General features: G+C 69.0%; 22 protein-coding genes and 3 pseudogenes. 11 read left to right on the forward strand and 14 right to left on the reverse strand.

Features of this window, described 5'->3' with window-relative positions:
- Positions 1 to 25: 25 nt before the first annotated feature.
- Positions 26 to 713: pseudogene (locus tag ACFJIX_RS07960) on the forward strand (response regulator transcription factor).
- 8 nt (positions 714 to 721) lie between these two features.
- Positions 722 to 1,126 carry a response regulator transcription factor gene (locus ACFJIX_RS07965; RefSeq protein ID WP_377159024.1) on the forward strand — a complete coding sequence of 135 codons (405 nt, stop codon included), beginning with the start codon at positions 722 to 724 and terminating at the stop codon, positions 1,124 to 1,126.
- 33 nt (positions 1,127 to 1,159) lie between these two features.
- On the opposite strand, the pseudogene ACFJIX_RS07970 reads toward ACFJIX_RS07965, so the two are convergent.
- The 6 genes and pseudogenes from ACFJIX_RS07970 to ACFJIX_RS07995 form a co-directional block, all read right to left on the reverse strand.
- A pseudogene (locus tag ACFJIX_RS07970) lies at positions 1,160 to 2,646 on the reverse strand (sodium:solute symporter).
- The gene (locus tag ACFJIX_RS07975) at positions 2,643 to 2,858 is read right to left on the reverse strand and encodes a DUF3311 domain-containing protein (protein ID WP_377159025.1); all 216 of its coding nucleotides are present in this window, start codon (positions 2,856 to 2,858) and stop codon (positions 2,643 to 2,645) included. The pseudogene ACFJIX_RS07970 and the gene ACFJIX_RS07975 overlap by 4 nt, the downstream one beginning before the upstream one ends.
- A 4-nt stretch (positions 2,859 to 2,862) precedes the next feature.
- Positions 2,863 to 5,711, reverse strand: a pseudogene (locus tag ACFJIX_RS07980) (molybdopterin-dependent oxidoreductase).
- The gene (locus ACFJIX_RS07985; RefSeq protein WP_377159026.1) at positions 5,611 to 6,471 is read right to left on the reverse strand and encodes an FAD binding domain-containing protein; all 861 of its coding nucleotides are present in this window, start codon (positions 6,469 to 6,471) and stop codon (positions 5,611 to 5,613) included. The pseudogene ACFJIX_RS07980 and the gene ACFJIX_RS07985 overlap by 101 nt, the downstream one beginning before the upstream one ends.
- Positions 6,472 to 6,512: 41 nt before the next feature.
- Complete coding sequence (locus tag ACFJIX_RS07990; RefSeq protein WP_377159027.1) at positions 6,513 to 7,181, reverse strand: TetR/AcrR family transcriptional regulator; 669 nt, start codon at positions 7,179 to 7,181, stop codon at positions 6,513 to 6,515.
- A 223-nt stretch (positions 7,182 to 7,404) separates the two neighbouring features.
- Entirely contained in the window at positions 7,405 to 7,593 is a 189-nt protein-coding gene (locus ACFJIX_RS07995; RefSeq protein WP_377159029.1) for a hypothetical protein, read from the reverse strand.
- A 171-nt stretch (positions 7,594 to 7,764) separates the two neighbouring features.
- On the opposite strand from ACFJIX_RS07995, the gene ACFJIX_RS08000 reads away from it, so the two are divergent.
- From ACFJIX_RS08000 to ACFJIX_RS08015, 4 genes are all read left to right on the forward strand, one after another.
- The gene (locus ACFJIX_RS08000) at positions 7,765 to 8,220 is read left to right on the forward strand and encodes an alpha/beta fold hydrolase (RefSeq protein ID WP_377161680.1); all 456 of its coding nucleotides are present in this window, start codon (positions 7,765 to 7,767) and stop codon (positions 8,218 to 8,220) included.
- Between the two features lie 20 nt (positions 8,221 to 8,240).
- Positions 8,241 to 9,254 carry an alpha/beta fold hydrolase gene (locus ACFJIX_RS08005; protein ID WP_377159031.1) on the forward strand — a complete coding sequence of 338 codons (1,014 nt, stop codon included), beginning with the start codon at positions 8,241 to 8,243 and terminating at the stop codon, positions 9,252 to 9,254.
- Between the two features lie 64 nt (positions 9,255 to 9,318).
- Complete coding sequence (locus ACFJIX_RS08010) at positions 9,319 to 9,741, forward strand: organic hydroperoxide resistance protein (protein WP_377159033.1); 423 nt, start codon at positions 9,319 to 9,321, stop codon at positions 9,739 to 9,741.
- Between the two features lie 40 nt (positions 9,742 to 9,781).
- A complete protein-coding gene (locus tag ACFJIX_RS08015; protein WP_377159034.1) occupies positions 9,782 to 10,288 on the forward strand; it encodes a cytochrome P460 family protein in 507 nt (168 codons plus the stop codon).
- A 137-nt stretch (positions 10,289 to 10,425) separates the two neighbouring features.
- Here ACFJIX_RS08015 and gyrB read toward each other — a convergent pair whose 3' ends face one another.
- The 3 genes from gyrB to dnaA all read right to left on the reverse strand — a co-directional run bounded on the left by gyrB (position 10,426) and on the right by dnaA (position 15,796).
- Positions 10,426 to 12,954 (reverse strand): DNA topoisomerase (ATP-hydrolyzing) subunit B, encoded by a 2,529-nt coding sequence (gyrB, locus tag ACFJIX_RS08020; protein WP_377159036.1) that lies wholly within the window; start codon positions 12,952 to 12,954, stop codon positions 10,426 to 10,428.
- Between the two features lie 120 nt (positions 12,955 to 13,074).
- A complete protein-coding gene (dnaN, locus tag ACFJIX_RS08025; protein WP_377159037.1) occupies positions 13,075 to 14,199 on the reverse strand; it encodes a DNA polymerase III subunit beta in 1,125 nt (374 codons plus the stop codon).
- 70 nt (positions 14,200 to 14,269) lie between these two features.
- Complete coding sequence (gene dnaA / locus ACFJIX_RS08030) at positions 14,270 to 15,796, reverse strand: chromosomal replication initiator protein DnaA (protein WP_377159039.1); 1,527 nt, start codon at positions 15,794 to 15,796, stop codon at positions 14,270 to 14,272.
- Between the two features lie 302 nt (positions 15,797 to 16,098).
- Between dnaA and rpmH the strand changes: the two genes are divergently transcribed.
- The 5 genes from rpmH to mnmE all read left to right on the forward strand — a co-directional run bounded on the left by rpmH (position 16,099) and on the right by mnmE (position 20,450).
- On the forward strand, positions 16,099 to 16,233 hold the full coding sequence (gene rpmH, locus ACFJIX_RS08035) for a 50S ribosomal protein L34 (protein ID WP_067065970.1): 135 nt from the start codon (positions 16,099 to 16,101) through the stop codon (positions 16,231 to 16,233).
- A 209-nt stretch (positions 16,234 to 16,442) separates the two neighbouring features.
- A complete protein-coding gene (locus tag ACFJIX_RS08040) occupies positions 16,443 to 16,772 on the forward strand; it encodes a ribonuclease P protein component (protein ID WP_377159041.1) in 330 nt (109 codons plus the stop codon).
- Between the two features lie 26 nt (positions 16,773 to 16,798).
- Positions 16,799 to 17,125, forward strand: a complete 327-nt coding sequence (gene yidD, locus ACFJIX_RS08045; RefSeq protein ID WP_377159043.1) for a membrane protein insertion efficiency factor YidD — start codon at positions 16,799 to 16,801, stop codon at positions 17,123 to 17,125.
- Positions 17,118 to 18,800, forward strand: a complete 1,683-nt coding sequence (yidC, locus tag ACFJIX_RS08050; RefSeq protein ID WP_377159044.1) for a membrane protein insertase YidC — start codon at positions 17,118 to 17,120, stop codon at positions 18,798 to 18,800. Before yidD ends, yidC begins: the two co-directional genes overlap by 8 nt.
- 273 nt (positions 18,801 to 19,073) lie before the next feature.
- Entirely contained in the window at positions 19,074 to 20,450 is a 1,377-nt protein-coding gene (gene mnmE / locus ACFJIX_RS08055; RefSeq protein ID WP_377159046.1) for a tRNA uridine-5-carboxymethylaminomethyl(34) synthesis GTPase MnmE, read from the forward strand.
- A 6-nt stretch (positions 20,451 to 20,456) separates the two neighbouring features.
- Here the strand turns inward: mnmE and ACFJIX_RS08060 are convergent, their stop codons facing one another.
- The 5 genes from ACFJIX_RS08060 to ACFJIX_RS08080 form a co-directional block, all read right to left on the reverse strand.
- Positions 20,457 to 21,017 carry an adenine phosphoribosyltransferase gene (locus tag ACFJIX_RS08060; RefSeq protein WP_377159047.1) on the reverse strand — a complete coding sequence of 187 codons (561 nt, stop codon included), beginning with the start codon at positions 21,015 to 21,017 and terminating at the stop codon, positions 20,457 to 20,459.
- 35 nt (positions 21,018 to 21,052) lie between these two features.
- Positions 21,053 to 21,598: a GGDEF domain-containing protein gene (locus tag ACFJIX_RS08065; RefSeq protein WP_377159049.1), complete on the reverse strand. Its 546-nt coding sequence runs from the start codon at positions 21,596 to 21,598 to the stop codon at positions 21,053 to 21,055.
- The gene (locus ACFJIX_RS08070; protein ID WP_377159050.1) at positions 21,582 to 22,568 is read right to left on the reverse strand and encodes a PAS domain-containing protein; all 987 of its coding nucleotides are present in this window, start codon (positions 22,566 to 22,568) and stop codon (positions 21,582 to 21,584) included. The genes ACFJIX_RS08065 and ACFJIX_RS08070 overlap by 17 nt, the downstream gene beginning before the upstream one ends.
- 157 nt (positions 22,569 to 22,725) lie before the next feature.
- Positions 22,726 to 23,985, reverse strand: coding sequence for an acyl-CoA dehydrogenase family protein (locus ACFJIX_RS08075; RefSeq protein WP_377159051.1), 1,260 nt, complete (start codon positions 23,983 to 23,985; stop codon positions 22,726 to 22,728).
- An 11-nt stretch (positions 23,986 to 23,996) separates the two neighbouring features.
- Complete coding sequence (locus ACFJIX_RS08080) at positions 23,997 to 24,743, reverse strand: histidine phosphatase family protein (protein WP_377159052.1); 747 nt, start codon at positions 24,741 to 24,743, stop codon at positions 23,997 to 23,999.
- Positions 24,744 to 24,751 lie beyond the last annotated feature (8 nt).

Raw genomic sequence — 24,751 nt, forward strand, 5'->3', positions numbered from 1 at the left:
GCCTGATGCGATCCCGATAGCCACCATGCAGCACGTGTTCTCCCCGACCGCTCGATCGGTCCCCACGCCGGAGGCCGCGTCGCGGACCGATTCGCCCCGCACCGTCTACGTGGTGGATGACGAGCCGCTCATCCGCACGGCGCTGGCTGGGCTGTTGCGCTCGATGGACCTGCAGGTGCGCGACTTCCCGTCGACCGAGGCCTTCCTCGCGGCACCCGAAGCCGGCCGGGCCGTCCTGCCTCGTGCTGGATGTGCGCCTGCGCGGCGAAAGCGGCCTGGCGTTCCAGCAATCGCTGGCCGGCCACGGGCTGGGCCATCTGCCGGTCATCATGATGACCGGCCACGGCGACGTGCCCATGACCGTCCGCGCCATGAAGGCCGGCGCGCGCGACTTCATCGAGAAGCCGTTCCGCGACCAGGACATGATCGACGCGGTCGTCGCGGCGCTGGAGGCCGATGCGCGCCGGCTCGCCCTGGACCAGTCGCTGGAGGGGCTGCGCGACTGCTGGACCAGCCTGACCGCGCGCGAACGCGAGGTGCTGGGCCTGGTCGCCACCGGACTCATGAACAAGCAGATCGCGGACCGCATGGGCATCGCCGAGATCACGGCCAAGATCCATCGGGGCCAGGCGATGCGCAAGATGCAGTCCAGGTCGGTCGCGGACCTGGTGCGCAAGATGCAGTCGCTGGGCCTGCTGGACGCGGCCGTCTGAGCACGCGCATGCTGGTCCACCCGGCCCCGATCCCTGCCACGGCGCTCATCGTCATCGTCGACGACGACCCGTTCGTCCGCACCGCCACGAGCAGCCTCGTGCGCGCCTTCGGCTGGCAGGCGCGCGCCTTCGCGTCCGCGCCCGAGTTCTTCGCCGCCGATGTCGCGGCGCGGATGCACTGCCTGGTCTGCGACATCCACATGGATCCGCTCGACGGCATCGGCCTGCTCGCGCAGCTGCAGGCCGAGGGCTGCCATGTGCCCACCGTGTTCATCACGGCGCTGACCTCGGAGTCCGTCCGGCGCCGGGCGCTCCACCAGGGCGCGCTGTGCGTCATCGACAAGCCGATCGACGCCGCGGAGCTGGAGGACTGGGTGCGACGCGCGCTCGAGGAGACGGCCCGCGAAGGTTGAGCGCCGGCGCATGCGCCGACGCCGTCGCCCGACTCAGGACGCGGGCAGCCGGTCCGTGTCGGTTCGCGGCCGTGCGCCCGCCGACGACCGCGTCAGCCGGCTCGACGCGAACATCACGGCGGCATTGAGGATCAGGCCGACGAAGCCCGGGTGCAGGTCCTGCAGCCAGGACGGCGCCCACGGCAGCAGATCGCGCAGGGCCACGCCGCCGATGGCGGTGGCGCAGACGAAGCCGACGCCGGTGATGATGCCGGCCATGGCCCCCACGTGATTGGCCGCCGACGGTGCGATCAGCACGGTGAGCAAGGCCGGCGCGAGCTGGGCCACGACGGCGAAACCGATCAGCAGCAGCACGACGATGCTGGCGCCGCCGTTCAGCGTCAACGCCACGGTCACCGCCATCAGCAGCGGCACCGCGACGCGGGACACGCGCATCAGGTGCGCGTCCGAGCTGCCGGGCCGCAGCGGCCGGTAGAGGCTGCGCGCCAGCAGCGTCGAGGCGGAGATCAGCATGATCGAGCCCGGCACGAGGGCCGTCAGCATGCCCGCCGCCCCGATCACGCCGACGAACCAGGGGTCGAAGGCGCGGATGGACAGCGCCAGCAGCGCCAGATCGATCCGTCCTCCGCTCAATCCCGGCACGTTCAGGACAGCGGCATATCCCGCGAACATCGAGAACAGCATCACCAGCGCGTAGAGCGGCATCACCGCCGCGTTGCGGCGGAAGATGCGCGGCGACTTCGCGGTGAAGACGGCGCTGAACGCGTGCGGCCACAGGTACATGCCGATCGCGGACATGGCCACCGTGGAGGCGAACCAGACGGTGTTCCGCCCGGTGTCCGGCAGGGCGAGGAAGCCGGGCCGCGCCGCCTCGATGCGCTCGAACATCGCCCCCAGTCCGCCGTGGAAGTGCGCCGGCAGGTAGAGGCCGAGGAAGACGCAGACCGCGAGCACCAGCACGTCCTTGACCACGGCCGTGACCGCCGATCCGTGCATGCCCGACAGCATCACGTAGGCGGTCATCGCGACCGCCCCTGTGAGGATGGCCAGGGCCGGCGACAACGCGCCGTAGGACGTCACCTGGACGATGAGGCCCAGCCCTTTCATCTGCACGACCAGGTAGGCACCAGCGCCAGCAGGGCCACCGCGGACACGAGCAGCCCGAGCGCCGGACTGCCGTAGGCCGCGGCGAACACCTCGGGCTGCGTCATCGCGCCGTGCCGCCGCGCCAGCCGCCAGATCGGAGGCAACAGCCAGTACGACATCACGAAGGCGAGGCAGGTGTAGACCAGGACGTACAGCGCCGCTCCGCCATGTCCGTAGGCGAAGCCGCTGGCGCCGAGGAAGGTGAACGTCGTGTAGAGCTCGCCCGCCATCAGCACGAAGACCAGCACGGTGGAGAAGCCGCGTCCTCCGACGCTCCATTGCGCCAGGTCCATGCATACGCCCCGCCGTGCCCACAGGCCGGCGCACAACGCGAAGACCAGCGTGAGCAGGATGACGGACAGCGCGACGTTCATTCCTCCTCCTCCTGCCTGTCTCGCGGTCTGCGGTTGGCCGGATCGAGCCGATACACGCAGGCCATCACGAGCGCGCTGAGCAGCACGCCGCCGATGATCCAGGCCATGAAGAAGGGCAGGCCCAGCACGAAAGGCGTGACGCGGTTGGCGACCGCCAGACCGAGCGCCGCGTGGAGGAAGGGCAGCAGGCCGAGCCAGTGGTGAAGGCGCATCGCGTCAGTCCTTGTGGGTGCCGGGCGGCAGCTGCGATCCGGCGTCCGCCATCGCGCGCAGCACGGCGTCCGGCGTGGCCGGCGCCTCGCGCACGCGGACGCCCGTGGCGTGGTGGATGGCGTTGAGGATCGCGGCGGCGGTCGGCACCAGCGCCGGCTCGCCGATCCCCTTGGCCCCGTATGGACCCAGCGCCGTGGGCGCCTCGATGAAGAGGGTCTCCACCTCCGGCACGTCGCGGACCGTCGGGATGAGGTAGTCGTGCAGGTTGTTCCCCGAACCGGGCTCGTAGCGCTCCATCAGCGCCATGCCCACCCCTTGGGCGATCGCGCCTTCGACCTGGCCCTGCAGCAGGGTGGGATTCACCATGCGGCCCACGTCGTGGGCCGCGACGACGCGTCGCACCCGCACGCGTCCGGTGTCGAGATCGACGACGACCTCCGCCATCTGCGCCCCGAACGCGTAGGCCGCATAGGGCCGGCCCTGGCCGTCGTGGTCGAGCGTGGTGGTGGGCGGGTCGAAGCGCTCCTCGCTCTTCACTGCATAGCCCTGCGCGTCGACCGGCAGTTCGGAGAGCACGAGTCGCACGCCGGCGACCTCCACCCCGCCGTCGCCGAAACGCACCGGCGCCGCCTCGTCCGCACCCGCCATGCGGCGGAGCTTGCCCAGCAGCGCCTGTCCGGCGAGGAAGGCGGCTCGCCCGGTGACGAAGGTCTGGCGCGAGGCCGACGTGCGGCCGCAGTCCGGCGTCAGGTGGGTATCGGCGCCGACGATGTGCAGCCGGGCCAGCGGGATGCCGAGCGCATCGGCGGCGATCTGGGGATGACCGTGTTGGCGCCCTGACCCGCATCCACGGCCCCTTGGTGCAGCACCAGCGTGCCGTCGGGCCGCAGGCCGATGCGGACGGTCGAGGGGTTCGGCAGCGCGGTGTTGCCGCACCCGTAGAAGAACGCGGCGAGACCCACGCCCCGCCGTTCCCGCGGTCCGGTGTCGCCGGTGCGCGCGCGCGCGGCCCGCCAATGGGGTCGCAGGGCCTCCAGGCAGGCGACCAGGCCCACGCTGTCGTCCAGCATCTGACCGGTCGGCAAGGTATCGCCGGGACGCAGCGCATTGAGCAACCGGAACTCCAGCGGGTCCCAACCCCCGCGCACGGCCAGCTCGTCGATGAGCTGTTCCTGCGACATGGTCGTCTGCGGCACGCCGAAGCCCCGGAAGGCGCCGGCGGGCGTGACATGGGTGTGGCGCGCGCGGGCCCGGGCGCGGTAGTGGGGGATGCGGTACGGTCCGCCGGCATGCACCGGCACGCGATTGGCCACGGCCGTGCCCCAGGACGCGTAGGCGCCGGTGTTGTAGTCGCCCTCGAAGCTCACCGCCAGCAGCCGGCCCTGCGCATCGGCAGCCATGCTGGACGCGATGCGCGCGGGATGGCGCTTGGTCGACGTGGCCATCGATTCCTCCCGCGTGTACACGAGCGCCACCGGCCGATCCATGTGCCAGGCGGCGACGGCGAGCAGCGGCTGCACCGTCATGTCCAGCTTCCCGCCGAAGCCGCCGCCGACCGCCGTCGGCACGAAACGCACCCGGTCCGGAGCGATGCCGAGGACGCGCGCCAGATCCTCGCGATGCGGATGGGGCGCCTGCGTCGGCGAGTGGATCTCCATGCCGTCTCCCGTGCGGCGCGCCCATCCGGCTTCGGGTTCCAGATAGGCGTGCTCGACGAAGCTCGATTCGAAGCGGCCCGCCACGACCAGCGGCGCGTCGCGCAGGGCGGCTTCCACATCGCCGCGCTGGACCTGGCCCTCGATGAGCAGGTTGCCCGGACGATGCGCATGGAGCAGGGGACTGTCGGCGCGGGCCGCCACGTCCACGTCGGCCAGGGCGGGTCTCGGGGTCCACGTGATGGGGAAGGACGCCAGATCCAGGGCGGCCACGGCGTCCGCCTCGCCCACGATCAGGGCCACGGCCTCCAGGTGATGGCGCGCCTCGCCGTCGGGCAGCACCGGCTGGTCGGCATAGGGCGCGGCCACGCCATGCACGTTCCTGCCCGGCACGTCGACATGGGTGAGCACCCGCAGCACGCCGGGGTGGGCCTGGACGAAGGCCTGCAGATCGCCGAAGACGAAGCCCGCGCGCGGATGCGGGCAGCGCACGGCGCGCAGGTGGAGGCTGTCCACCGGAATGCCGTCGGCGCCGAAGCGATCCGTTCCCGTCACCTTGGCGGCGCCATCCAGCCGCGTCAACGGACGGCCGACGGCGAGGCCGTCGTCCGGCAGGGTGAGCGGGCGCGGCGCGGCGTCGGTGGCCACGTCCAGCACCGCGTCGACGATCTTGCGATAGCCGGTGCAGCGGCACAGCACGCCGTCCAGCGCCGCCTCGGCATCGGCCCGATCGCGCACGCGTCCGGCGTCGATCGCCGCGCAGGCCGACATCAACATGCCGGGGATGCAGTACCCGCACTGCACCGCCTGATGGGCCAGCATGGACTGCTGCAGGCGCCGACCGCAGGCGCTGCCCGCGGCAAGCCCCTCCACGGTGAGCACGCGGCGGGCTCGCAGCTGGGCCACGGGCGTGATGCAGGCATAGCGCGGTTCGCCGTCGACGACGATGGTGCAACTGCCGCAGTCGCCTTGGCCGCAGCCGACTTTCGTGCCGGTCAGTCCCAGGCGTTCGCGCAGGAAGTGCGTGGCCGGCCGCGAGAGGTCCTCGGGCAGCGGATGTCGCTCGCCGTTGACCTCGACCCAGCCGGGCATGGCGTCAGCGGCGGCCGTCATCGGGTGCCTCACAACGCGCGCAAGCGCGCTCCACGGCGACGCGCGCCCAGTGGCGGCGCAGCGCGGCCGAGCCGCGACGATCATCGATCGGCGACAGCTCCGGCATCGGCGTCTCGGCGATCAGGTGACCGACCGCCTCCCGGGGCACCCCCTCCAGCCGTGACTCGAGCGTGCGCAGCCGCACGGCGACCTCCGATGCGCCCCCCACGGCGATGGCCGCGTGGGCGAGCGTCCGGTCGTCGCGCCAGCGCAGGCGCACCGCGGCGGCAACCACCGCGATGGCCGAGGCCTCGCGCTGTGCGAGCTTGATGAAGGCGGTCCGTTCGTCGGGTCGTTGCGACTCGACCAGGACCGCGACGAGCAGTTCCTCCGGCAGCAGCGCCGTGCGCTGCCGGCCGAGCACGAACTCGGACAACGGCAGCTGGCGCTCGCCGCGCTGGCCGCGGAGCGTGACGCGCGCATCGAGCACCAGCAATGCCGGCATGCCGTCGGCGGCCGGCGACGCATGGCACAGGTTGCCGCCCAGGCTGCCCCGCAGCCGGATCTGCCGTGATCCGACGGTGCGCGCGGCCTCCCGCAACACCGTGGGCACATGCTCGCACTGGTCGATCTGGTCCCAGGTGACGGCCGCGCCGATCCGCAGCGCCGATCCGCAGGGCGCGATGCCCTGCAGGGCGTCGACGGCGCTGACGTCCAGCCACGCCACCCCGGAGGGTGATGCGGTGGCGTCAGCGTACGCGTCGGTCGCGCCGCAGACGATGCGGCGCGGCCCGCGTTGCAGCGCGGCCAGTGCGTCGTCGAGGGAATTCGCGCAGAGGTAGTTCATCGGGAGCGGCCGTGGCACGGCGTGTCGACGGCATCCTACAGGCCGGGCGTCCGGCTGCCCTAGTCGGCCTGCGCGCGCACCACGCGCAGCACGCTGTCGACGACGAAGTCCGCCCATTCCTCGACCGCGCCGGGACGCTCCAGCGATTCGCCCAGGAAGGCGGAAATGGTGAAGCGGTTGGAGGTGAAGAAATAGGCGGTGGAGACGATCAGCAGGTAGATGTCGCGCGGCCGCAATCCGGGCCGGAAGCGGCCCTGGGCCACGCCCCGCTCGAGGATCCCCGCGATCAGGTCGACCGCATTGGAAGAGAACTGCGTCGCCTTCTGAGACTTCGCCACATGCCGGCCCTTGTGAAGGTTTTCGGTGTTGAGCAAGGTGACGAACTCCGGATGCCGACGGTAGTAGGCCACCTTGAACCGGATCAGTGCCGTGAGCGCCTCGACCGCGTCGGGCAGGACGGGGGCGGCCTTGGCCTCCGCTTCATCCATGCGCTGATAGATGCCCTCCAGCACCGCGATGAACAGTCCCTCCTTGCTGCCGAAGTAGTAGTAGATCATCCGATCGTGCGACTTCGCGAGGCTGGAAATCTTCTCGATGCTGCCGCCGTCGTAGCCGTAGCGCGCAAATATCCGCGTCGCCGCCTTGAGGATGCTGTCGCGCGTCGCCTGGGCCGACGCCTCCCGCACGCCCGTGCCGCGGACCGTCTTCGTCTTGCTGGTGTGTGCCATGGGATCCGATGTAGCAGTTACTACATTTGCTGCGCGAGGCACGCATCATAAAGGCCGCCGGGAAGACCGGGTCCGGCGGCGCGCCATCGGGAGATGGGCGGCGGACAGGGGACCAAACGAAGGTATGAGCCCGCGCTCCGCTCGTTCAATACCCGGCGTGGCGGACCGCTGCTCTGATAGGCCCCGAGGCGCTGGAAGCCCAGCTTCCGCGCCGATCCCCCACTCACGCAGAGGCCCTCATGACCCGCTTCATCATCCGCCCGTTCGCCGCCTTCGCACTGATCGCCGCCGCGATCGCCGCGCCCGCCTTCGCCACCGACGCCCTGTCGGACAAGCCCACCATCGTGCTGGTGCACGGCGCGTTCGCCGATGCCTCGAGCTGGAACGGCGTGGCCGCCGAATTGCGCGACAAGGGCTACCCCGTGGTGGCAGTCGCCAGACCCGCTGCGCTCCGTGTCCGGCGACGCGCGCTACACCGCCAGCCTGATCGACCGCATCCCCGGCCCGATGGTGCTGGTGGGCCATTCCCTACGGCGGCTCCGTCATCAGCGGTGCCGCCGAGGGCCAGGCGCGCGTCAAGGCCCTGGTCTACGTGTCCGCCTTCGCGCCGGAGCGAGGCGAGTCGGTGGCCGAGCTCGCCGGCAAGTTCCCCGGCAGCACGCTCGGCGATTCGCTCGCGGCACCGGTGCCGCTGCCCGAAGGCGGCAGCGACCTCTACATCGACCAGCAGAAGTTTGCCGCCCAGTTCGCGGCCGATGTGAAGCCCGCGCAGGCCCGCCTGATGGCGATCGGACAGCGGCCGGTGGCCGAGGCGGCGCTGTCGGAGCACAGCCAGGGCACCGCCTGGAAGTCGCTGCCGGTGTATTTCATCTACGGCGCCAAGGACAAGAACATCCCGCCCGCGGCGATGGCCTGGATGGCTGAGCGCGCCCATGCGCGCAGCACGGTCGTCATCCCCGGCGCGTCCCACGTCCCGCAGGTCAGCCACCCGCACGAGGTCGCGGCGCTGATCGACACCGCCGCCCGCGCGGCCCGATGAACCCTCTCAAGGAGACTGCCATGTCCAACGAGACTTCCCGTCGCGATTTCCTCGCCCAGGCCACGGTCGCCGGCGCCGGCCTGGCGTTGTCCGGCCTCTCCCGCGCGTTGCCGGCCGCGTCCGCGTCCGCGAGCACGGGCTTCGGCCCGCTGCGCCAGATCGATGCCGGCGCTCTGAATGTCGGCTACGTCGATATCGGCCCGCGCGACGGCCAGCCGGTCATGCTCTTCCACGGCTGGCCCTATGACATCCACTGCTACGAGGAAGTGGCCCCGCTGCTGGCCGCCAAGGGCCTGCGCGTGATCGTGCCCCACCTGCGCGGCTACGGCACGACCCGCTTCCTGTCGGACGCGACCCTGCGCAGCGGACAGCAGACGGCGCTGGCCGCGGACGCGATCGCGTTGATGGATGCGCTGGGCATCCGCAAGGCCGTCGTGGCGGGCTGCGACTGGGGCGCGCGCAATGCCTGCGTGATGGCCGCCCTGTGGCCGGAGCGGTGCCAGGCGCTGGTGTCGGTGAGCGGATTCCTGGTGCTCGACCGCGCCACGGCACTCACGCCGCTGGCGCCGGCCGATGAACTCACCTGGTGGTACCAGTATTACTTCGCCACGGAGCGTGGCCGCATCGGCTACCAGACCAACCTCAAGGCGTTCGCCAAGCTGATCTGGCGCCAGGCCTCGCCGCAATGGCGCTTCGACGATGCCACGTTCGAACGTTGCGCGCAGAGCCTCGTGAACCCCGACCAGGTGGCGCTGGTGGTCCACAACTACCGCTGGCGCATCGGTGCCGCGGAAGGCGATCCGCAGTACGACGCGCTCGAGCGCCAGCTCTCCCAGGTCAAGACCGTGGCGCTGCCGGCCATCACGCTGGAAGGCGACGCCAACGGTGCGCCGCATCCGCCGCCGGCCGCCTACGCCTCTCGCTTCACCGGCCGCTATGAACACCGCAACCTGACCGGCGGCATCGGCCACAACCTGCCGCAGGAAGCGCCCGCCGAATTCGCCCGCGCCGTCCTCGACGCGAGCCGGTGGTGAGGCGCCTCTCCCGCCCTTCGACGCACCGCGTGCGTCGCTTCATTCTCGACAACAAGGCCTCTTCATGACCCGCATCATCGACAACGTCCTCTACACCGCCGAAACCCGCACGACGGGCGGCCGCGAGGGCCACGGCACCTCCAGCGACGGCGCGCTCGACGTGCGTCTCAGCACGCCCGGCGGCACGGGCACGGGCACCAATCCCGAGCAGCTCTTCGCCGTGGGCTATTCAGCCTGCTTCATGGGCGCGATGCGCCGGGTCAAGGCGACCCCGCCGATCCGTGTGCCCGACGACGCGTCGATCCGGGCGCAGGTCTCGCTCGGCACGACCGCCGACGGCGGCTTCGCATTGGCGGTGAAGCTGCATGTGGAACTGCCCGGACTCGACGAGGCGCAGAAGTGGGCCCTGGTCGACGGCGCCCATCAGCTCTGCCCCTACTCGCATGCGACGCGGGGAAACATCGAGGTGGCGTTCAGCGTCGCGTGATCGCAGGCTCGTCGCTGCTCAACCTGGCAGGAAGTGACCCATGAATTCGAACCGCATTGCATCGGCGCTCGTCCTGGCGCTGTTCGCCGCCACATCGACGACCTCGTCGGCCGAAGAGGCCGCTCCGAAGCCGGCGTCGCCCCTCTATGGCGTGGTGGTGCCCGAGGACTATCGCCATTGGCAACTGGTCGGCGTCGCCACGGAGGATGCGCCGCTGGACGAGCTGCGCGCGGTGGTGGGCAACCGCATCGCCATCGACGCCTATCGCCTGGGCCAGCTGCCCTTCCCCGATGGCGCCATGCTGGTCAAGCTGGCATGGAAACGCCAACGGTCGACCGAGTTCCCCGCAGCGACGGTGCCCGGACAACCGACCACGGTCCAGGTCATGGTCAAGGATTCGAAGCGCTATGCCGACAGCGGCGGATGGGGGTACGGGCGATTCGTCGACGGCCAACCCGTCGACAAGGCCCAGCATCAAACCTGTTTCGCCTGCCACAACGCGCTGGTGAAGGCGCGGGACGACGTGTTCACGAAGTTCGCGCCTTGAGACCTCCGCCCGGAGCGGGGACCGGCCAGCGATCCATCCGTGCGGCTTGCTGCAGCCGGTGCCGACCCCTTGGCGGCACCAACAAAAGCCCCTGACTCCTTGCGGATCAGGGGCTTTGTGCTTCGGCGGTCCGACGCTCACACGTCGATGTTCGCCGCCCTCAGCGCGTTCTGCTCGATGAACTCGCGGCGCGGTTCCACCTCGTCGCCCATCAGCATCGTGAACACGCGGTCGGCTTCGATCGCGTCCTCGATCTGCACGCGCAGCAGGCGGCGGACCGTCGGGTCCATCGTCGTTTCCCACAGCTGCGCGGGGTTCATCTCGCCCAGGCCCTTGTAGCGCTGGCGGCCGACGCTGGACTCGGCCTGCGTCATCAGCCACGCCATCGCGGCGCGGAAGTCCGCGACCTTGCTTTCCTTGGCCTTCTCGCCCTCGCCCTTGCGGATCACGGCTTCCTCGCCGACCAGACCCTTGAAGGTCGTGCCGGCCGCGGCCAGGACTTCATAGTCCGCGCCGTGCACGAAGTCCGCCGTGATGATGCTCGAACGCACGTTGCCGTGGTGACGGCGGCTGATGCGCAGGAACTGCTTGTCGGTGCGCGGATCCGTCTCCGCATTCACCACCGCGTCGTGCAGCGTCGTCTGCAGCGCCGTCGCGGCGATCTGCGCCGCCTCCGGCGTGTCCAGGCTGATCGACAGGCCGGACGCCAGCAGGTGCAGCGCCTCGCCGTCCATCCAGGCCGACAGGCGCTCGATCACGTTCTGCGCCGCCACGTACTGGCGCGCCATCGTCTCGAGCGGCTCGCCCTTGAGCACCGGGCCCGTGCCCACGCCGGCCGTGTGCAGCTCGGCGTCGTTCAGCGCGACCTTCAGCAGGAAACCGTCCAGCTCGTGGCCGTCCTTCAGGTACTGCTCGTGCTTGCCGACCTTGACCTTGTACAGCGGCGGCTGCGCGATGTAGATGTGGCCGCGTTCCACCAGCTCCGGCATCTGCCGGTAGAAGAAGGTCAGCAGCAGCGTCCGGATGTGCGCACCGTCCACGTCCGCGTCGGTCATGATGATGATGCGGTGGTAACGGAGCTTCTCGGGGTTGAAGTCGTCGCTGCCCGCGCCGCGCCCGATGCCCGTGCCCAGCGCCGTGATCAGCGTGATGATTTCATTGCTGGTCAGCAGCTTCTCGTAGCGCGCCTTCTCGACGTTCAGGATCTTGCCGCGCAGCGGCAGGATCGCCTGGAACTTGCGGTCGCGGCCCTGCTTGGCGGAGCCACCGGCGGAGTCGCCCTCCACGATGTAGATCTCGCACAGCGCCGGATCCTTCTCCTGGCAGTCCGCCAGCTTGCCCGGCAGGCCCATGCCGTCCAGCACGCCCTTGCGGCGCGTCATCTCGCGCGCCTTGCGCGCCGCCTCGCGCGCACGCGCGGCTTCGACGATCTTGCCGCAGATGATCTTGGCGTCGACCGGGTTCTCCAGCAGCCAGTCCGTCAGCTTGCTCGCCACGACCTCTTCCACCGGGCCGCGCACTTCGCTCGACACCAGCTTGTCCTTGGTCTGCGAGCTGAACTTCGGCTCCGGCACCTTGATGCTGATCACGCAGGCCAGGCCTTCGCGCATGTCGTCGCCGGTGACGTCGACCTTGGCCTTCTTGGCCAGCTCGTTGTCCTCGATGTACTTGTTGATCACCCGCGTCATCGCCGCGCGCAGACCCGTCAGGTGGGTGCCGCCGTCGCGCTGCGGGATGTTGTTGGTGAAGCAGAGGACGCTCTCGTTGAAGCCGTCGTTCCACTGCATCGAGACCTCGACACCGACGTTGGTGTTCTGGTCGGACATCTTGTCGCCTTGCGCGTGGAAGATGTTCGGGTTCAGCGGGGTCTTGCCCTTGTTGATGAACTCGACGAAGCCGCGCACGCCGCCCGCGAAGGCGAAGTTGTCTTCCTTGTTGTTGCGCTCGTCGACCAGGCGGATCTTCACGCCGTTGTTCAGGAACGAGAGCTCGCGCAGGCGCTTGGCCAGGATGTCGTAATGGAACTCGGAGTTCTGCGTGAAGATCTCCGTGTCGGGCAGGAAGTGCACCTCGGTGCCGCGCTTGTCGGTCTCGCCGACGATCTTCATCGGGCTGGTCTCGACGCCGTCGCGGATCTCGATCACGCGGTCCTGCGGGAAGCCCTTCTTGAACTCGAGCTGATGGACCTTGCCCTCGCGGCGCACGATCAGGCGCAGCGTCTTGGACAGCGCGTTCACGCAGGACACGCCCACGCCGTGCAGGCCGCCCGAGACCTTGTAGCTGTTCTGGTTGAACTTGCCGCCCGCGTGCAGTTCCGTCAGCGCGATCTCGGCCGCCGAGCGCTTGGGCTCGTGCTTGTCGTCCATCTTCACGCCGGTCGGGATGCCGCGGCCGTTGTCGATGACGGAGATCGAGTTGTCCGTGTGGATCGTGATGACGATGTCGTCGCAGTAGCCGGCCAGGGCCTCGTCGATCGAGTTGTCGACGACCTCGAACACCAGGTGATGCAGACCCGTGCCGTCCGAGGTGTCGCCGATGTACATGCCGGGGCGCTTGCGCACCGCCTCCAGCCCTTCCAGGATCTGGATGCTGGACTCGCCGTACCCCGCGCCGTCGTTCTGCGGCACGGGCGTCGGGGTGTTCTCAGGAGTGCTGTTGTCGGTCATCAGTGGGTATTCCAGGCCGCCCCGCGGCCGTTTGACTGTCTAGCGAGAGCCCCCGCTTGGCGGGGGCGGGGGGTGCGCCACACTCACCGCGGAACGCGGATCCGAGGCCGCCCCGCGGCCTCAGATCCTCATGGGCATGACGACGTACTTGAAGCCGCTGTGCTCGGGGATGCTGAGCAGCGCGCTGGACGAGCTGTCGTTCAGGTCCACGCGCACCATGTCCTGCGACATGTTGGCCAGCACGTCCATCAGGTACGTGACGTTGAAGCCGGTCTCGATCTGGTCGCCGCCGTAGTCGATCTCGAGCTCTTCCTTGGCTTCTTCCTGCTCGGCGTTGCTCGATGCGATCGACAACAGGCCCGGGTCGAAGGACAGGCGCACCGCCTTGAACTTCTCGCTGGTCAGGATCGCCGCGCGCTGCAGCGCGGCCAGCAGCGGCTGGCGGCCGATCAGCACGTGGAAGCGGTGGTTCTTCGGGATGACGCGGTTGTAGTCGGGGAACTTGCCCTCGACCAGCTTGGTCACGAACTCCATGCCGCTGAAGCTGAACTTGGCCTGGTTGCCGGCGAAGCGCATCTCGATCGGCGCGCTCTCGTCGTCGCCCTTGCCGCCGTCCTTCAGCAGGCGCATCAGCTCCAGCACCGTCTTGCGCGGCAGGATGACTTCCTGCTTGGGCATCTCGGTGTCGGTCTCGGCCTGCGCCAGCGCCAGGCGGTGGCCGTCGGTCGCGACCAGCGTCAGCATCTTGCCTTCGGCCACGAACAGGATGCCGTTCAGGTAGTAGCGGATGTCATGCACCGCCATCGCGAAGTGGACCTGGTTGATCAGGCCCTTGAGCGTCTTCTGCGGCACGCTGAACGCGGGCCCGAAGTCGGCCGCTTCCTGCACCAGCGGGAAGTCGTCCGCCGGCAGCGTCTGCAGCGTGAAGCGGCTCTTGCCGCCCTGCAGCGTCATCTTGCTCTGGTTGGACGTCAGGCTCACCGTCTGGTCCGACGGCATCGAGCGCAGGATGTCGATCAGCTTGCGCGCGCCGATGGTCGTGGAGAAGTCGCCGTCGTCGCCGTCGAAGTCGACCGTGGTGCGGACCTGGATCTCCAGGTCGCTCGTGGTGAGCTCGACCTGCCGGCCCTGCTTGCGGACCAGCACGTTGGCCAGGATGGGCAGCGTGTGGCGCCGTTCCACGATGCCGGACACGGCCTGCAGCGCGGCAAGCACTTTGTCCTGGCTGTCTTTCAACACGATCATGTCAACCTCTCTCCACTGTTGGCTGTACGGGCGAACGCGGCATTTTCGCTGAAGGCGAAGGCGTTTTTTCTCATCCCTTCAGCGTTTGCTCCAGGACGTGCAACTGCTGGTTCAACTCGGTGTTCTTCTGGCGCTCTCCGCCGATCTTGCGGACCGCGTGCAGCACCGTGGTGTGGTCGCGGCCGCCGAACAGCTCGCCGATCTCCGGCAGGCTCTTCTGCGTCAGTTCCTTGGCCAGGTACATCGCGATCTGGCGCGGGCGGGCGATGCTCGCCGGGCGCTTCTTCGAATACATGTCCGCGACCTTGATCTTGTAGAAGTCGGCCACGGTCTTCTGGATGTTCTCGACGGAAATCTGCCGGTTCTGGATCGACAGCAGGTCCTTGAGGGCCTCGCGCGCCAGCTGGATGTTGATTTCCTTGTGCGAGAAGCGGCTGTAGGCCAGCACCTTGCGCAGCGCGCCTTCCAGCTCGCGCACGTTGGCGCGCACATTCTTGGCGATGAAGAAGGCCACGTCCTCCGGCATCGGGGCGTTCTCGGCGTCGGCCTTCTTGATCAGGATCGCGACACGCATCTCCAGCTCGGGCGGCTCGATGGCCACCGTGAGGCCGGCGTCGAAACGGCTGGTCAGGCGCTCGTCGATGTCCACCAGGCCCTTGGGGTAGGTGTCCGACGTCATGATGATGTGCGCCCGCTTGGCCAGCAGCGCCTCGAACGCATTGAAGAACTCTTCCTGCGTCCGGTCCTTGCCGGCGAAGAACTGCACGTCGTCGATCAGCAGCAGGTCCAGCGAGTGGTACTTGGCCTTGAGTTCGTCGAAGGTCTTGCGCTGGTAGTTCTTGACGACGTCCGAGATGAACTGCTCGGCGTGCAGGTACAGCACGCGGGCGTCGGGACGGTCCTTCAGCAGCGCGTTGCCGACGGCATGGATCAGGTGGGTCTTGCCCAGGCCGACGCCGCCGTAGATGAACAGCGGGTTGTACATCTGGCCCGGCGCGCCGGCCACGTGCAGCGCGGCGGTGCGCGCCATCTGGTTGGCGCGGCCGGGCACGAGCGTGTCGAAGGTCAGGCTCGTGTTGATGCGGTGGCGCGTGGCGCTGGGCGGGAGGTTGGCCGGGACGTTGGGCGCCGCGGCCTGGATCAGGCTGGCGGCGGTGGCCGGCACGGCGGGTGCCGCCGCGGCGGCCGGGCGCGTGGCCACGGATGCCGGGTCGGTCGCGGGCTGGGCGGCGCCGCCGCGCAGGCCGTGCTGCTGCAGCACCTGGCCCATCGTCATGCCGGACGGCGAAGTGCGGGGCAGCGGCGCGATGGCCTCGCGCGGCGCCAGCGACAATTCCAGGCGCGCGGGCTTGCCGGCGAGTTCGGTCAGGATGGCCTCGATCCGGCCGGCATACTGGCTGCGGATCCAGTCCAGCTTGAATCGGTTGGGGACGCGGAGCGACACCAGCACGGCCTCGTGGCCGTTCTCGTCTTGCTGGGCGACCTCCGCGGGGGGCAGCGGCCGGATCCAGGTATTGAATTGCTGTTCAGGCAGTTCGGCGGCCAGGCGTTCGCAACCGCGCTGCCACAGGGCCGCACCCGACAAGTCTGCGCTCATTGTGGAAAACTTATTCTTCGAGCGGCCCGATTGTACCGATCCGAGGCCGCGGAGTCTGGGTTATCCACAGATTTTTTGCCCCGGTCAAGTGCTGGTATTCCCCGTGGCGAATTGCATCCGGATTGACCCTGACGCAAATCTTTGCTGTAATCGCGGGTTTTCCGGACGCCCGGACGTAGCTGCGTGGGCCTCCGCTTTTCGAGCGGCTTCCGACATCCCCCGATGTCCGTGCGCGGCGCCACAGGCCAACAGGCTCGTGGCGCGAGGCGACGGGAAGTTCCGAGATTTCCTAGAGGTTGAACATGAAACGCACTTATCAAGGCTCCAAGACCCGTCGCGCCCGTACCCACGGCTTCCTGGTCCGCATGAAGACGCGTGGCGGCAAGGCCGTCATCGCTGCTCGTCGCGCCAAGGGCCGCAAGCGCCTGGCCGTCTGAGCGAAACGCCAGACGACCTCGTCAGCACCGTGATCGGCCGCGTCGTACGATCGGCCGATTTCGAGCGCGTGCTGGGCACGCCCAGCCGCGCGCGCAGCGCGCACTTCGCCGTGCATCATCTGGCTGACAGCCCCTCGCTGCCCAAGCGCCGTCCATCCACAGGAACGGCTGACTTGTCCACAGGTGATGCACCGTTTCATCCACAAGCTGTGGATGAAACGCCCGTCGCGACGATGGCGCCCACTCCTGCAGCACCGCCTCCAGCCGCGCCCGACCGGGCTTGGCTGGGCTACGTCGTGCCCAAACGGCACGCGAAGCGCGCGGTCACGCGGACGCTGTTGAAGCGCCAGATCCGCGCGGTGTTCGGCGATCTGCCCGAACTGCCGCCCGGCCTGTGGGTGGTGCGGCTGCGCATGCCTTTCGATCGCAAGCAGTTCCCCAGCGCGTCCTCGGACGCGCTGCGCGCCGTGGCGCGCGCGGAACTGCTGCAGCTGACCCGCAAGCTGGCGCGTCCGCCAGCGTCGGCGGCGGCGGGCTGACCGGATCCCGGTTCGGAAAAACGACCATGGATCCCCGCCCCGGCCTGTCGACGCGTTTGCTGATGGGGCTGGTGCGCGGCTACCAGTTGCTGTTCAGCGCCTGGCTGCGCGCGGGTTGCCGCTACAGCCCGAGCTGCTCCAACTACGCGATGCAGGCCCTGCGCCAGCATGGCGCGGCCGCCGGCACCTATCTGGCGGCCGCACGGATCCTGCGTTGCAACCCATTCTGTCTGGGCGGACACGATCCCGTGCCCGACAATCCGCCCCGCCTGTTCACCCGACTGCTGCGTCCGTCCGGATGCCGTCCGGGGAGAGCCTCTTCAACCGCCAATCCAAAAGCTTCCCATGACTGATATTCGCCGCACCATCTTGTGGGTGGTGTTCACGATGTCGCTGGTCCTTCTGTGGGACGGCTGGCAGCGGCACAACGGACAGCCCTCGCTGTTCCACCCGGCGCCGGCGAAGGTCGCGACCGCGCCGGCCGGCCCGGCGTCGGCCGCCTCCGCCGCCGCGCTGCCGGCTGCTGCCGGCGCTTCCGCCGCCGGTACGACCGCCGCGGCCCCGGCACCGATCAAGAACGAGCTGGTCACCTTCACGACCGACGTCGTCAAGGCCACGATCGATACCCGTGGCGGCAGCCTGGTGCGCGTCGAGCTGCTCAAGCACGCGGACGACACCAACCCCAGCGGCCATGTCGTCGTGCTGGATCCGCTGCGCAACTACAGCGCCCGTTCCGGCCTGCTGAACGTGCCGAACGCGCCCAGCGACCAGACGGTGCTGACGCTGATCGACGGCCCGCGCGAGCTGAAGGACGGACAGGACACGCTGACCGTGCGCCTGGAAGCCGACCAGGGCGGCGTGAAGCTGGTCAAGACCTACACCTTCAAGCGCGGCGACTACGCCATCGCGGTGAACCACGAGGTCACCAACACGGGCGCCGCCGCGGTGACGCCGCAGCTGTACCTGCAGCTGGTGCGTGACGGCCACATCGACCATACGGGTCCGTCCTTCGCGCCGACCTCGTTCTCGGGCCCCGCGATCTACACGGACAAGGCGAAGTACCACAAGCTCGCGTTCGACGACCTGAAGAAGGGCAAGGCCGAGTACGAGAAGAACGCCGACGACGGCTGGGTCGCGATGGTCCAGCATTACTTCGTCAGCGCCTGGATCCGCAACGACGCGGGCCCGCGTGAGTTCAACGTCCGTGCACTCAACGAGAACCTGTACACCGCCGGCGTGGTGATGAACTTCGCCGCCGTCGCCCCCGGCGCCTCGGCGAAGCTGGACAACGTGCTGTACGTCGGTCCGCAGGAAGAGAAGAAGCTGGAAGTCCTGGCCCCGGGCCTGGAGCTGGTGAAGGACTACGGCATCTTCAAGATCCTGTCCAAGCCGCTGTTCTGGCTGCTGGACGTCCTGCACTCGCTGCTGGGCAACTGGGGCTGGGCGATCATCCTGCTGGTCGTGATGCTGAAGGCCGCGTTCTACGGCCTGAACGCCAGCGCCTACCGCAGCATGGCCAAGATGAAGGCGGTGAACCCGCGCATCCAGGAGATGCGCGAGCGCCTCAAGGACAAGCCGCAGCAGATGCAGCAGGAGATGATGCGCATCTACAAGGAAGAGAAGATCAATCCGCTGGGCAGCTGCCTGCCGATCTTCCTGCAGATGCCGTTCTTCATCGCGCTGTACTGGGTGCTGCTGTCGAGCGTCGAGATGCGCGGCGCCCCGTGGGTGATGTGGATCCACGACCTGTCCAAGCCGGACAGCCTGTTCGGTCACCTGTTCGGCGCGCCGATCGGTCCGCTGCCGCTGCTGATGACGGCGTCCAGCCTGCTGCAGGTGTGGCTGAACCCGCAACCGGCCGACCCGGTGCAGGCCAAGATGATGTGGATCATGCCGCTGGCCTTCAGCGTGATGTTCTTCTTCTTCCCGTCCGGCCTGGTGCTGTACTGGCTGGTGAACAACATCCTGTCGATCGCCCAGCAATGGATGATCAACAAGCAGATCGGCGGCGCGGCCGTGAAGAAGTAAGGGAGAGCGGCGCGGGAGGCATTCGGCAATTCCTCACGCGCGTCCCCGAGCCCCCGCACCCCGGGGGCTTTTTTTCGTCCCGCGCGCAGGCGCTTAATCGAACGCATGCGGGGGTCGCTTCTCCACCCGGCTTGAGGTGGTGGAGAACCGGAGGCGCCAGGCGTCGGCTCACGAGAGACGGCGACGAGGCCTACCCCGCGCCATTCACGACAACGGCGATGCGTCTCACGGCGCATCGCCGTTTTTCATGGGCGCTGCGAGACAATCGTGTCCATGCTGTCGCGCCACCAGGATCCCATCGCCGCCATCGCCACCGCGCCAGGACGAGGGGCGGTCGGCATCGTGCGGGTGTCCGCGCCGCAAGACCTGACCCCGCTGGTGACGGCGATCTGCGGCCGCGCGCTGAAGCCGCGCGAGGCGACCTATCTGCCCTTCCGCAGCGCGCAGGGCGAGGCCATCGATCACGGCCTGGCGCTGCTGTTCCCCGCGCCGCACTCGTACACCGGCGAACACGTGCTGGAGCTGCAGGCCCATGGCGGACCCGTGGTCCTGCAGCTGCTGCTGGCGCGATGCCTGGAGGCCGACCCCGCGCTGCGGATGCGCCTGGCCGAGCCCGGCGAATTCACGCGGCGCGCGTTCCTGAACGGCAAGCTGGACCTGGCGCAGGCCGAGGCGGTGGCCGACCTGATCGATGCGAGCACCGAAGCGGCGGCCCGCAGCGCTGGACGGGCGCTTGCCGGCGCGTTGAGCGGCGAGGTCGGCGGCTTGCGCGATGGGCTGATCCAGCTGCGCATGCTGGTCGAGGCGACGCTGGACTTCCCCGAGGAGGAGATCGATTTCCTCGAGCAGGCCGATGCGCTGGGCAAGCTGCGGCGATTGCTGACGCGGGTGGAAGCCCTGCTGGACCGAAGCCGCCAGGGCGCGATCCTGCGCGAGGGCATCAAGGTCGTGCTGGCGGGGCAGCCGAATGTCGGCAAGAGCTCGCTGCTGAATGCGTTGGCCGGCGCCGAGTTGGCGATCGTGACGCCGATTCCCGGCACCACGCGCGACAAGCTGAGTCAGACGATCCAGATCGAAGGCGTGCCGCTCCACATCAGCGACACGGCGGGCCTGCGCGATACCGAGGACGAGGTGGAACGCATCGGCGTGGCGCGGAGCTGGGATGCGATCGCGGATGCGGACGTGGTGCTGTTCCTGCACGACCTGACCCGCGTCGGCCATGCGGACTACGAGTCCGAGGACGCCGAGATCCGCGGACGCCTCGCGAGTGTTGATCCCGCGCGGATCCTGCAGATCTACAACAAGGCGGATGCGCACGCGCCGGCGTCGCTGCCTGCGGGCGCGCTGACGCTGTCTGCGAAGACAGGCGAGGGCCTGGATGGGCTGCGCCACAAGCTGCTGGAGCAGGTCGGCTGGCACGCGGTGCCGGAGGGTCTCTTCATCGCGCGCGAGCGCCATGTGCAGGCACTGCGTCGGACGCGCGAGCACATCGAGCTGGCGCTGCTTCAGGCGGAGGCGCTGCCCCCGGCGCTGGATCTGATGGCGGAGGAACTGCGCCTCGCGCATGACGCGCTCGGCGAGATCACCGGCGCGTTCACCGCCGACGACCTGCTGGGGGAGATCTTCAGCAGGTTCTGCATCGGGAAATGACCGGGCTCAATGCCCGTCGAACTCGACCAGCGAGAACACCTTCAATCCCCCGTCGCGCAGCCGTTTCGAGCCGCCCAGCTCGGGCAGATCCACGATCGCCGCGCCTTCGATGACCTCCGCGCCGAGGCGCTCCAGCAAGCGCTTGCCGGCCATCATCGTGCCGCCGGTCGCGATCAGGTCGTCGATGAGCAGCACGCGATCGCCGGCCTTCACCGCATCGGTGTGCATTTCCACCGTGGCGCTGCCGTACTCCAGCTCGTAGGTTTCCTGCACCGTCGTGAACGGCAGCTTGCCCTTCTTGCGGATCGGCACGAAGCCGACATTCAGCTCATACGCCAGCACCGAGCCGATGATGAATCCGCGTGCATCCAGGCCGGCGATCGCATCGGGACGCGCGTCGAAGTAGCGATGCACGAACTGGTCGATCAACACCCGGAACGCCCGAGGGTTGGACAGCAGCGGCGTGATGTCGCGGAACTGCACGCCCGGCGACGGCCAGTCCGGCACGGTGCGGATCTGCTGCTTCAGGAAAACGATCGGGTCCTGGAGGGGGTCGACGTGCGGCATGAGCGCGATTGTCGCGCTGCCGTGACGTCGGCGGTTCAGGCCGTCTGCTGCTGGCAGATCAGGCGCGCCCTGCCAGCCTGCTTGGCCTCATACAACGCTGCGTCCGCCGTCTGGATCAGGCGTTGTGCCGCGTCGCCGTTCTGGGGAATGAAGGACGCCACCCCGATCGACAGGCTCACCGAACGTCTCACCGGCGAGCCCACATGCTCGATCGCGGCCAGTCGCACGCTGTCCAGACAGCGTTGCGCCACCACCTGCGCACCGGCCAGGTCGGTGTCCACCAGCAGCACCGCGAATTCCTCGCCGCCGTAGCGGCAGACCGACTCGCCGCCCCGGCCCGCGCAACTGCGCAGCAGTGTCGCGACGCGGCGGAGGCAGTCGTCGCCGGACACGTGACCGTAGCAGTCGTTGTATTGCTTGAAGTGGTCGATGTCGACCATCAGCAGCGCCAGCGGCCGGTTCGCGCGGGTGGCGCGGTGCCATTCGGTCTGCAGCAGCTGGTCGAAGAGCCGCCGGTTGCCCACGCCCGTCAGGCCGTCCGTCGTCGACTGCCGCGCGAGCAGTTCATTCGCGCGGCGCAAGCGCTCTTCCTGGCGCTCTGCGCTCCGTGAGGTCGGTGACGATGCAGACGTACAGGTGGATGGTGTCGGTGCGGACTTCGGCCAGTGTCAGCTGCAGGTGCAGCGCCTCGCCACTGCGATGCCGCGCCGTGAATTCGCGCGGCTGACCCAGCAGTGCCCGCGGGTCGAGCGCCGCGTCCGGCGTGGCCCCCGGCTCCGGCACCGTCGCGGTGGCCGCGCCCAGCAGCATCCCGAGGTGCACGCCCTGCAGCTCCGCCGCGGTGAAGCCGAACAGCAGCTCGCAGCTCGGGTTGGCCTCCAGCACATGCCCGCCCGAATCGAGCGTCAGGATCCCGTTGGCCGCCGATTCGATCGTCGCGCGCAACTGCGCCCGGCTGGCGGCCAGCCGCTGCTGTTCATGGATGAGGTCCGTCACGTCCATGCGCACGCCGACGATGCCGCCCGACGGGGTGCGCGACTCGTAGATGCGCAGCCACATGTCGTCATGCACGCGCTGCAGCAGCGGTGATGTCTGCTGGCCGCGCGCCTGCTTGCGCTCCTCCAGCCATTCCGGCTCGCGCCCCCGGGCCTCGGGGATGCCGCCGCGCGCCAGCGATTCGCGCACCAGGTCCTCGAAGGTGCACTTGTGCTGGAAGTGCCGCAGCATGTGCGGATAGATCTCGACCAGCCGGCGGTTGTAGGCGATCAGGCGATCCTCGGCGTCGAAGATCTCCACGCTGGCCGGCAGGGCGTCGATGGCCTCTTCCATCGTGCGCTGGGCCAGCTTCGCCCGGGCCTGCGTGCGCGCCAGCGTCGACACGACCGCCACCGCCAGCAGCACCGTCAGGACCAGCGAGGCCATGCCGACCCACGCCAGCCAGCCATCCACCGCGTAGCCGCCCAGGCTGACCGTCAGCACGATGGCCTGCAGGCCGACCAGCAGCGCGAACGCCAGCAGCGGCCAGGTGCGGACTTCGGCGAATCGGTTCATCGCGGGAGCGGCGCGGGAGGGCGACCGGAAAAAAGGGTGGCTGATCCTAGCCACCGGGCTCCGCGATGGAAACCGCTCTCCGGGGGGAGAAGCAGGTTCCTGCGACGCCCCCCGTTGGTGTGGTGCCACGCTTTGGGCGTGACGGTGTACGAAAAGCTCAGCCGCCGCGGGTGATCGGCATGTCGCCGGCGCCCGGCAGGGTCATGTGGCGGGCGAGCTCCAGCTTCGCCAGGGAGTTGCGGTGGACCTCGTCCGGACCGTCGGCGAAGCGCAGCGTGCGCTGGCCCGCCCACATGTAGGCCAGCGGCGTGTCGTCGCTGACGCCCATGCCGCCATGGACCTGCATCGCCCAGTCGATGACCTTCAGCGCCATGCTCGGCGCGACGATCTTGATCATCGCGATCTCCGCCTTGGCGACCTTGTTGCCGACGGTGTCCATCATGTAGGCCGCCTTCAGCGTCAGCAGCCGGGCCTGCTCGATGCTGCAGCGGGCCTCGGCGATGCGCTCCTGCGTCACCGTCTGCTGCGCGATCGTCTTGCCGAAGGCCACCCGCGAGATCGCCCGCTTGCACATCAGTTCCAGCGCCCGCTCCGCCGCGCCGATCGAGCGCATGCAGTGGTGGATGCGGCCCGGGCCGAGGCGGCCCTGCGCGATCTCGAAGCCGCGCCCCTCGCCCAGCAGGATGTTGTCCACCGGCACGCGCACGTTCTTCAGCTCGATCTCCATGTGGCCGTGCGGGGCGTCGTCGTAGCCGAAGACGCTCAGGTGGCGCTTGACCGTGAGACCCGGCGTGTTCGCCGGCACCAGCACCATCGACTGCTGCTCGTGGCGGCCCGCGTCGGGGTTGGTCTTGCCCATCACGATGTACAGCGCGCAGCGCGGATCGCCGGCGCCGGAGGACCACCACTTCGTGCCGTTGATGACGTACTCGTCGCCGTCGCGATCGATGCGGCATTCGATGTTGGTCGCATCCGACGAGGCCACGTCCGGCTCCGTCATCAGGAAGGCGGAACGGATCTCGCCGCGCAGCAGCGGCTCCAGCCAGCGGTCCTTGTGGGCCTCGCTGCCGTAGCGCGCGATGGTCTCCATGTTGCCGGTGTCCGGCGCCGAGCAGTTGAAGACCTCCGGGGCCCAGTACACGCGGCCCATGATCTCGCACAGCGGCGCGTACTCGAGGTTGGACAGGCCTTCCGGCGCGCGCGGCGAGCGCGGCAGGAACAGGTTCCACAAGCCGGCGGCGCGGGCCTTGGGCTTGAGCTCCTCGATCACCTTCGTCGGGATCCACGCGTTGCCGCCGCGGCGGTTGGCGTCGATCTCCTCGTGATAGCGCTTCTCGTTGGGATAGATGTGCTCGTCGAAGAAGGCGAGCAGGCGCTCGCGCAACTGGTCAACCTTGGGGCTGTAGTCGAAGTTCATGGGGAGGTCCTTCAGCCGCGTTGGCTGCGATAGCGGAGGTATTGCGTGTGCAGCGCCTCCATCGTGGTGGCCCGCTCGTCCGCATGCAGCGGATGCGACGGGGCGAAATTGCAGACGCGCAGCAGCCAGCTGGCGGGCGCGTCCCCGGCTGGCGGCGCGACGTCCAGCACGTTGATGCAGGCCGGCGACTGGACCCAGCTGCCCAGCATCACCCGCTGGCCGCCGGTCACCGCGTGCGAGAGGATGGCCGCGTTGACCACGCCGTGCAACACCAGCAGCGCGCAGTCCCAGTCGGGATCGGCCTGCAGGCGTGCGACGCCGCCCAGCACGCGGTCGAGCAGCTCGCCGACGCGCTCGCCGTTGAGGAAACGTTGCGACTCCGCGACCGGGCTGCGCTGCAGTCCGTTGAAGGACTCGGCGAGATCTTCGTTGCGGATCTCGCCCAGGCGGCCGCCGCGGATCTCCTGCCACTCGGGCCAGACCTGCGGTTTCAGATCCGGCTGCCCGGAATGGCGCAGCACCAGGTCCGCGGTCTGGACGGTGCGCGGCAGGCCCGACACGATCACGCGGTCGAAGCGCACGCCGGCGGCGCGGAAGGCCTCGCCGGCGGCTTGGGCCTGGACGATGCCGTCGTCGTTGAGCTGCACCTGCTCGGGCAGCACCGGGCGACCGGTCGAGCCATCGAAGTAGGTCACCGCGCCATGGCGCATCAGGTAGATGCGACGGCGTTGCGGGCTGCGGGGCTGGGTGTCCAACATGGCAGGCA

It is taken from the genome of Roseateles sp. UC29_93, from assembly GCF_042695725.1.
GTDB classification, from domain to species: Bacteria; Pseudomonadota; Gammaproteobacteria; order Burkholderiales; family Burkholderiaceae_C; genus Roseateles; species Roseateles noduli_A.

What these genes read in the sequence shown, in the direction of transcription:
- ACFJIX_RS08010 (WP_377159033.1), top strand. Translation starts at nt 9,319, where the DNA reads ATGACCCGCATCATCGACAACGTCCTCTACACCGCCGAAACCCGCACG.
- ACFJIX_RS08015 (WP_377159034.1), top strand. Translation starts at nt 9,782, where the DNA reads ATGAATTCGAACCGCATTGCATCGGCGCTCGTCCTGGCGCTGTTCGCC.
- ACFJIX_RS08060 (WP_377159047.1), bottom strand. Translation starts at nt 21,017, where the DNA reads ATGCCGCACGTCGACCCCCTCCAGGACCCGATCGTTTTCCTGAAGCAG.
- yidC (WP_377159044.1), top strand. Translation starts at nt 17,118, where the DNA reads ATGACTGATATTCGCCGCACCATCTTGTGGGTGGTGTTCACGATGTCG.
- ACFJIX_RS08080 (WP_377159052.1), bottom strand. Translation starts at nt 24,743, where the DNA reads ATGTTGGACACCCAGCCCCGCAGCCCGCAACGCCGTCGCATCTACCTG.
- mnmE (WP_377159046.1), top strand. Translation starts at nt 19,074, where the DNA reads ATGCTGTCGCGCCACCAGGATCCCATCGCCGCCATCGCCACCGCGCCA.
- ACFJIX_RS07975 (WP_377159025.1), bottom strand. Translation starts at nt 2,858, where the DNA reads ATGCGCCTTCACCACTGGCTCGGCCTGCTGCCCTTCCTCCACGCGGCG.
- ACFJIX_RS07965 (WP_377159024.1), top strand. Translation starts at nt 722, where the DNA reads ATGCTGGTCCACCCGGCCCCGATCCCTGCCACGGCGCTCATCGTCATC.
- yidD (WP_377159043.1), top strand. Translation starts at nt 16,799, where the DNA reads ATGGATCCCCGCCCCGGCCTGTCGACGCGTTTGCTGATGGGGCTGGTG.
- ACFJIX_RS07990 (WP_377159027.1), bottom strand. Translation starts at nt 7,181, where the DNA reads ATGGCACACACCAGCAAGACGAAGACGGTCCGCGGCACGGGCGTGCGG.
- ACFJIX_RS08070 (WP_377159050.1), bottom strand. Translation starts at nt 22,568, where the DNA reads ATGAACCGATTCGCCGAAGTCCGCACCTGGCCGCTGCTGGCGTTCGCG.
- ACFJIX_RS08005 (WP_377159031.1), top strand. Translation starts at nt 8,241, where the DNA reads ATGTCCAACGAGACTTCCCGTCGCGATTTCCTCGCCCAGGCCACGGTC.
- dnaA (WP_377159039.1), bottom strand. Translation starts at nt 15,796, where the DNA reads ATGAGCGCAGACTTGTCGGGTGCGGCCCTGTGGCAGCGCGGTTGCGAA.
- dnaN (WP_377159037.1), bottom strand. Translation starts at nt 14,199, where the DNA reads ATGATCGTGTTGAAAGACAGCCAGGACAAAGTGCTTGCCGCGCTGCAG.
- gyrB (WP_377159036.1), bottom strand. Translation starts at nt 12,954, where the DNA reads ATGACCGACAACAGCACTCCTGAGAACACCCCGACGCCCGTGCCGCAG.
- ACFJIX_RS08075 (WP_377159051.1), bottom strand. Translation starts at nt 23,985, where the DNA reads ATGAACTTCGACTACAGCCCCAAGGTTGACCAGTTGCGCGAGCGCCTG.
- rpmH (WP_067065970.1), top strand. Translation starts at nt 16,099, where the DNA reads ATGAAACGCACTTATCAAGGCTCCAAGACCCGTCGCGCCCGTACCCAC.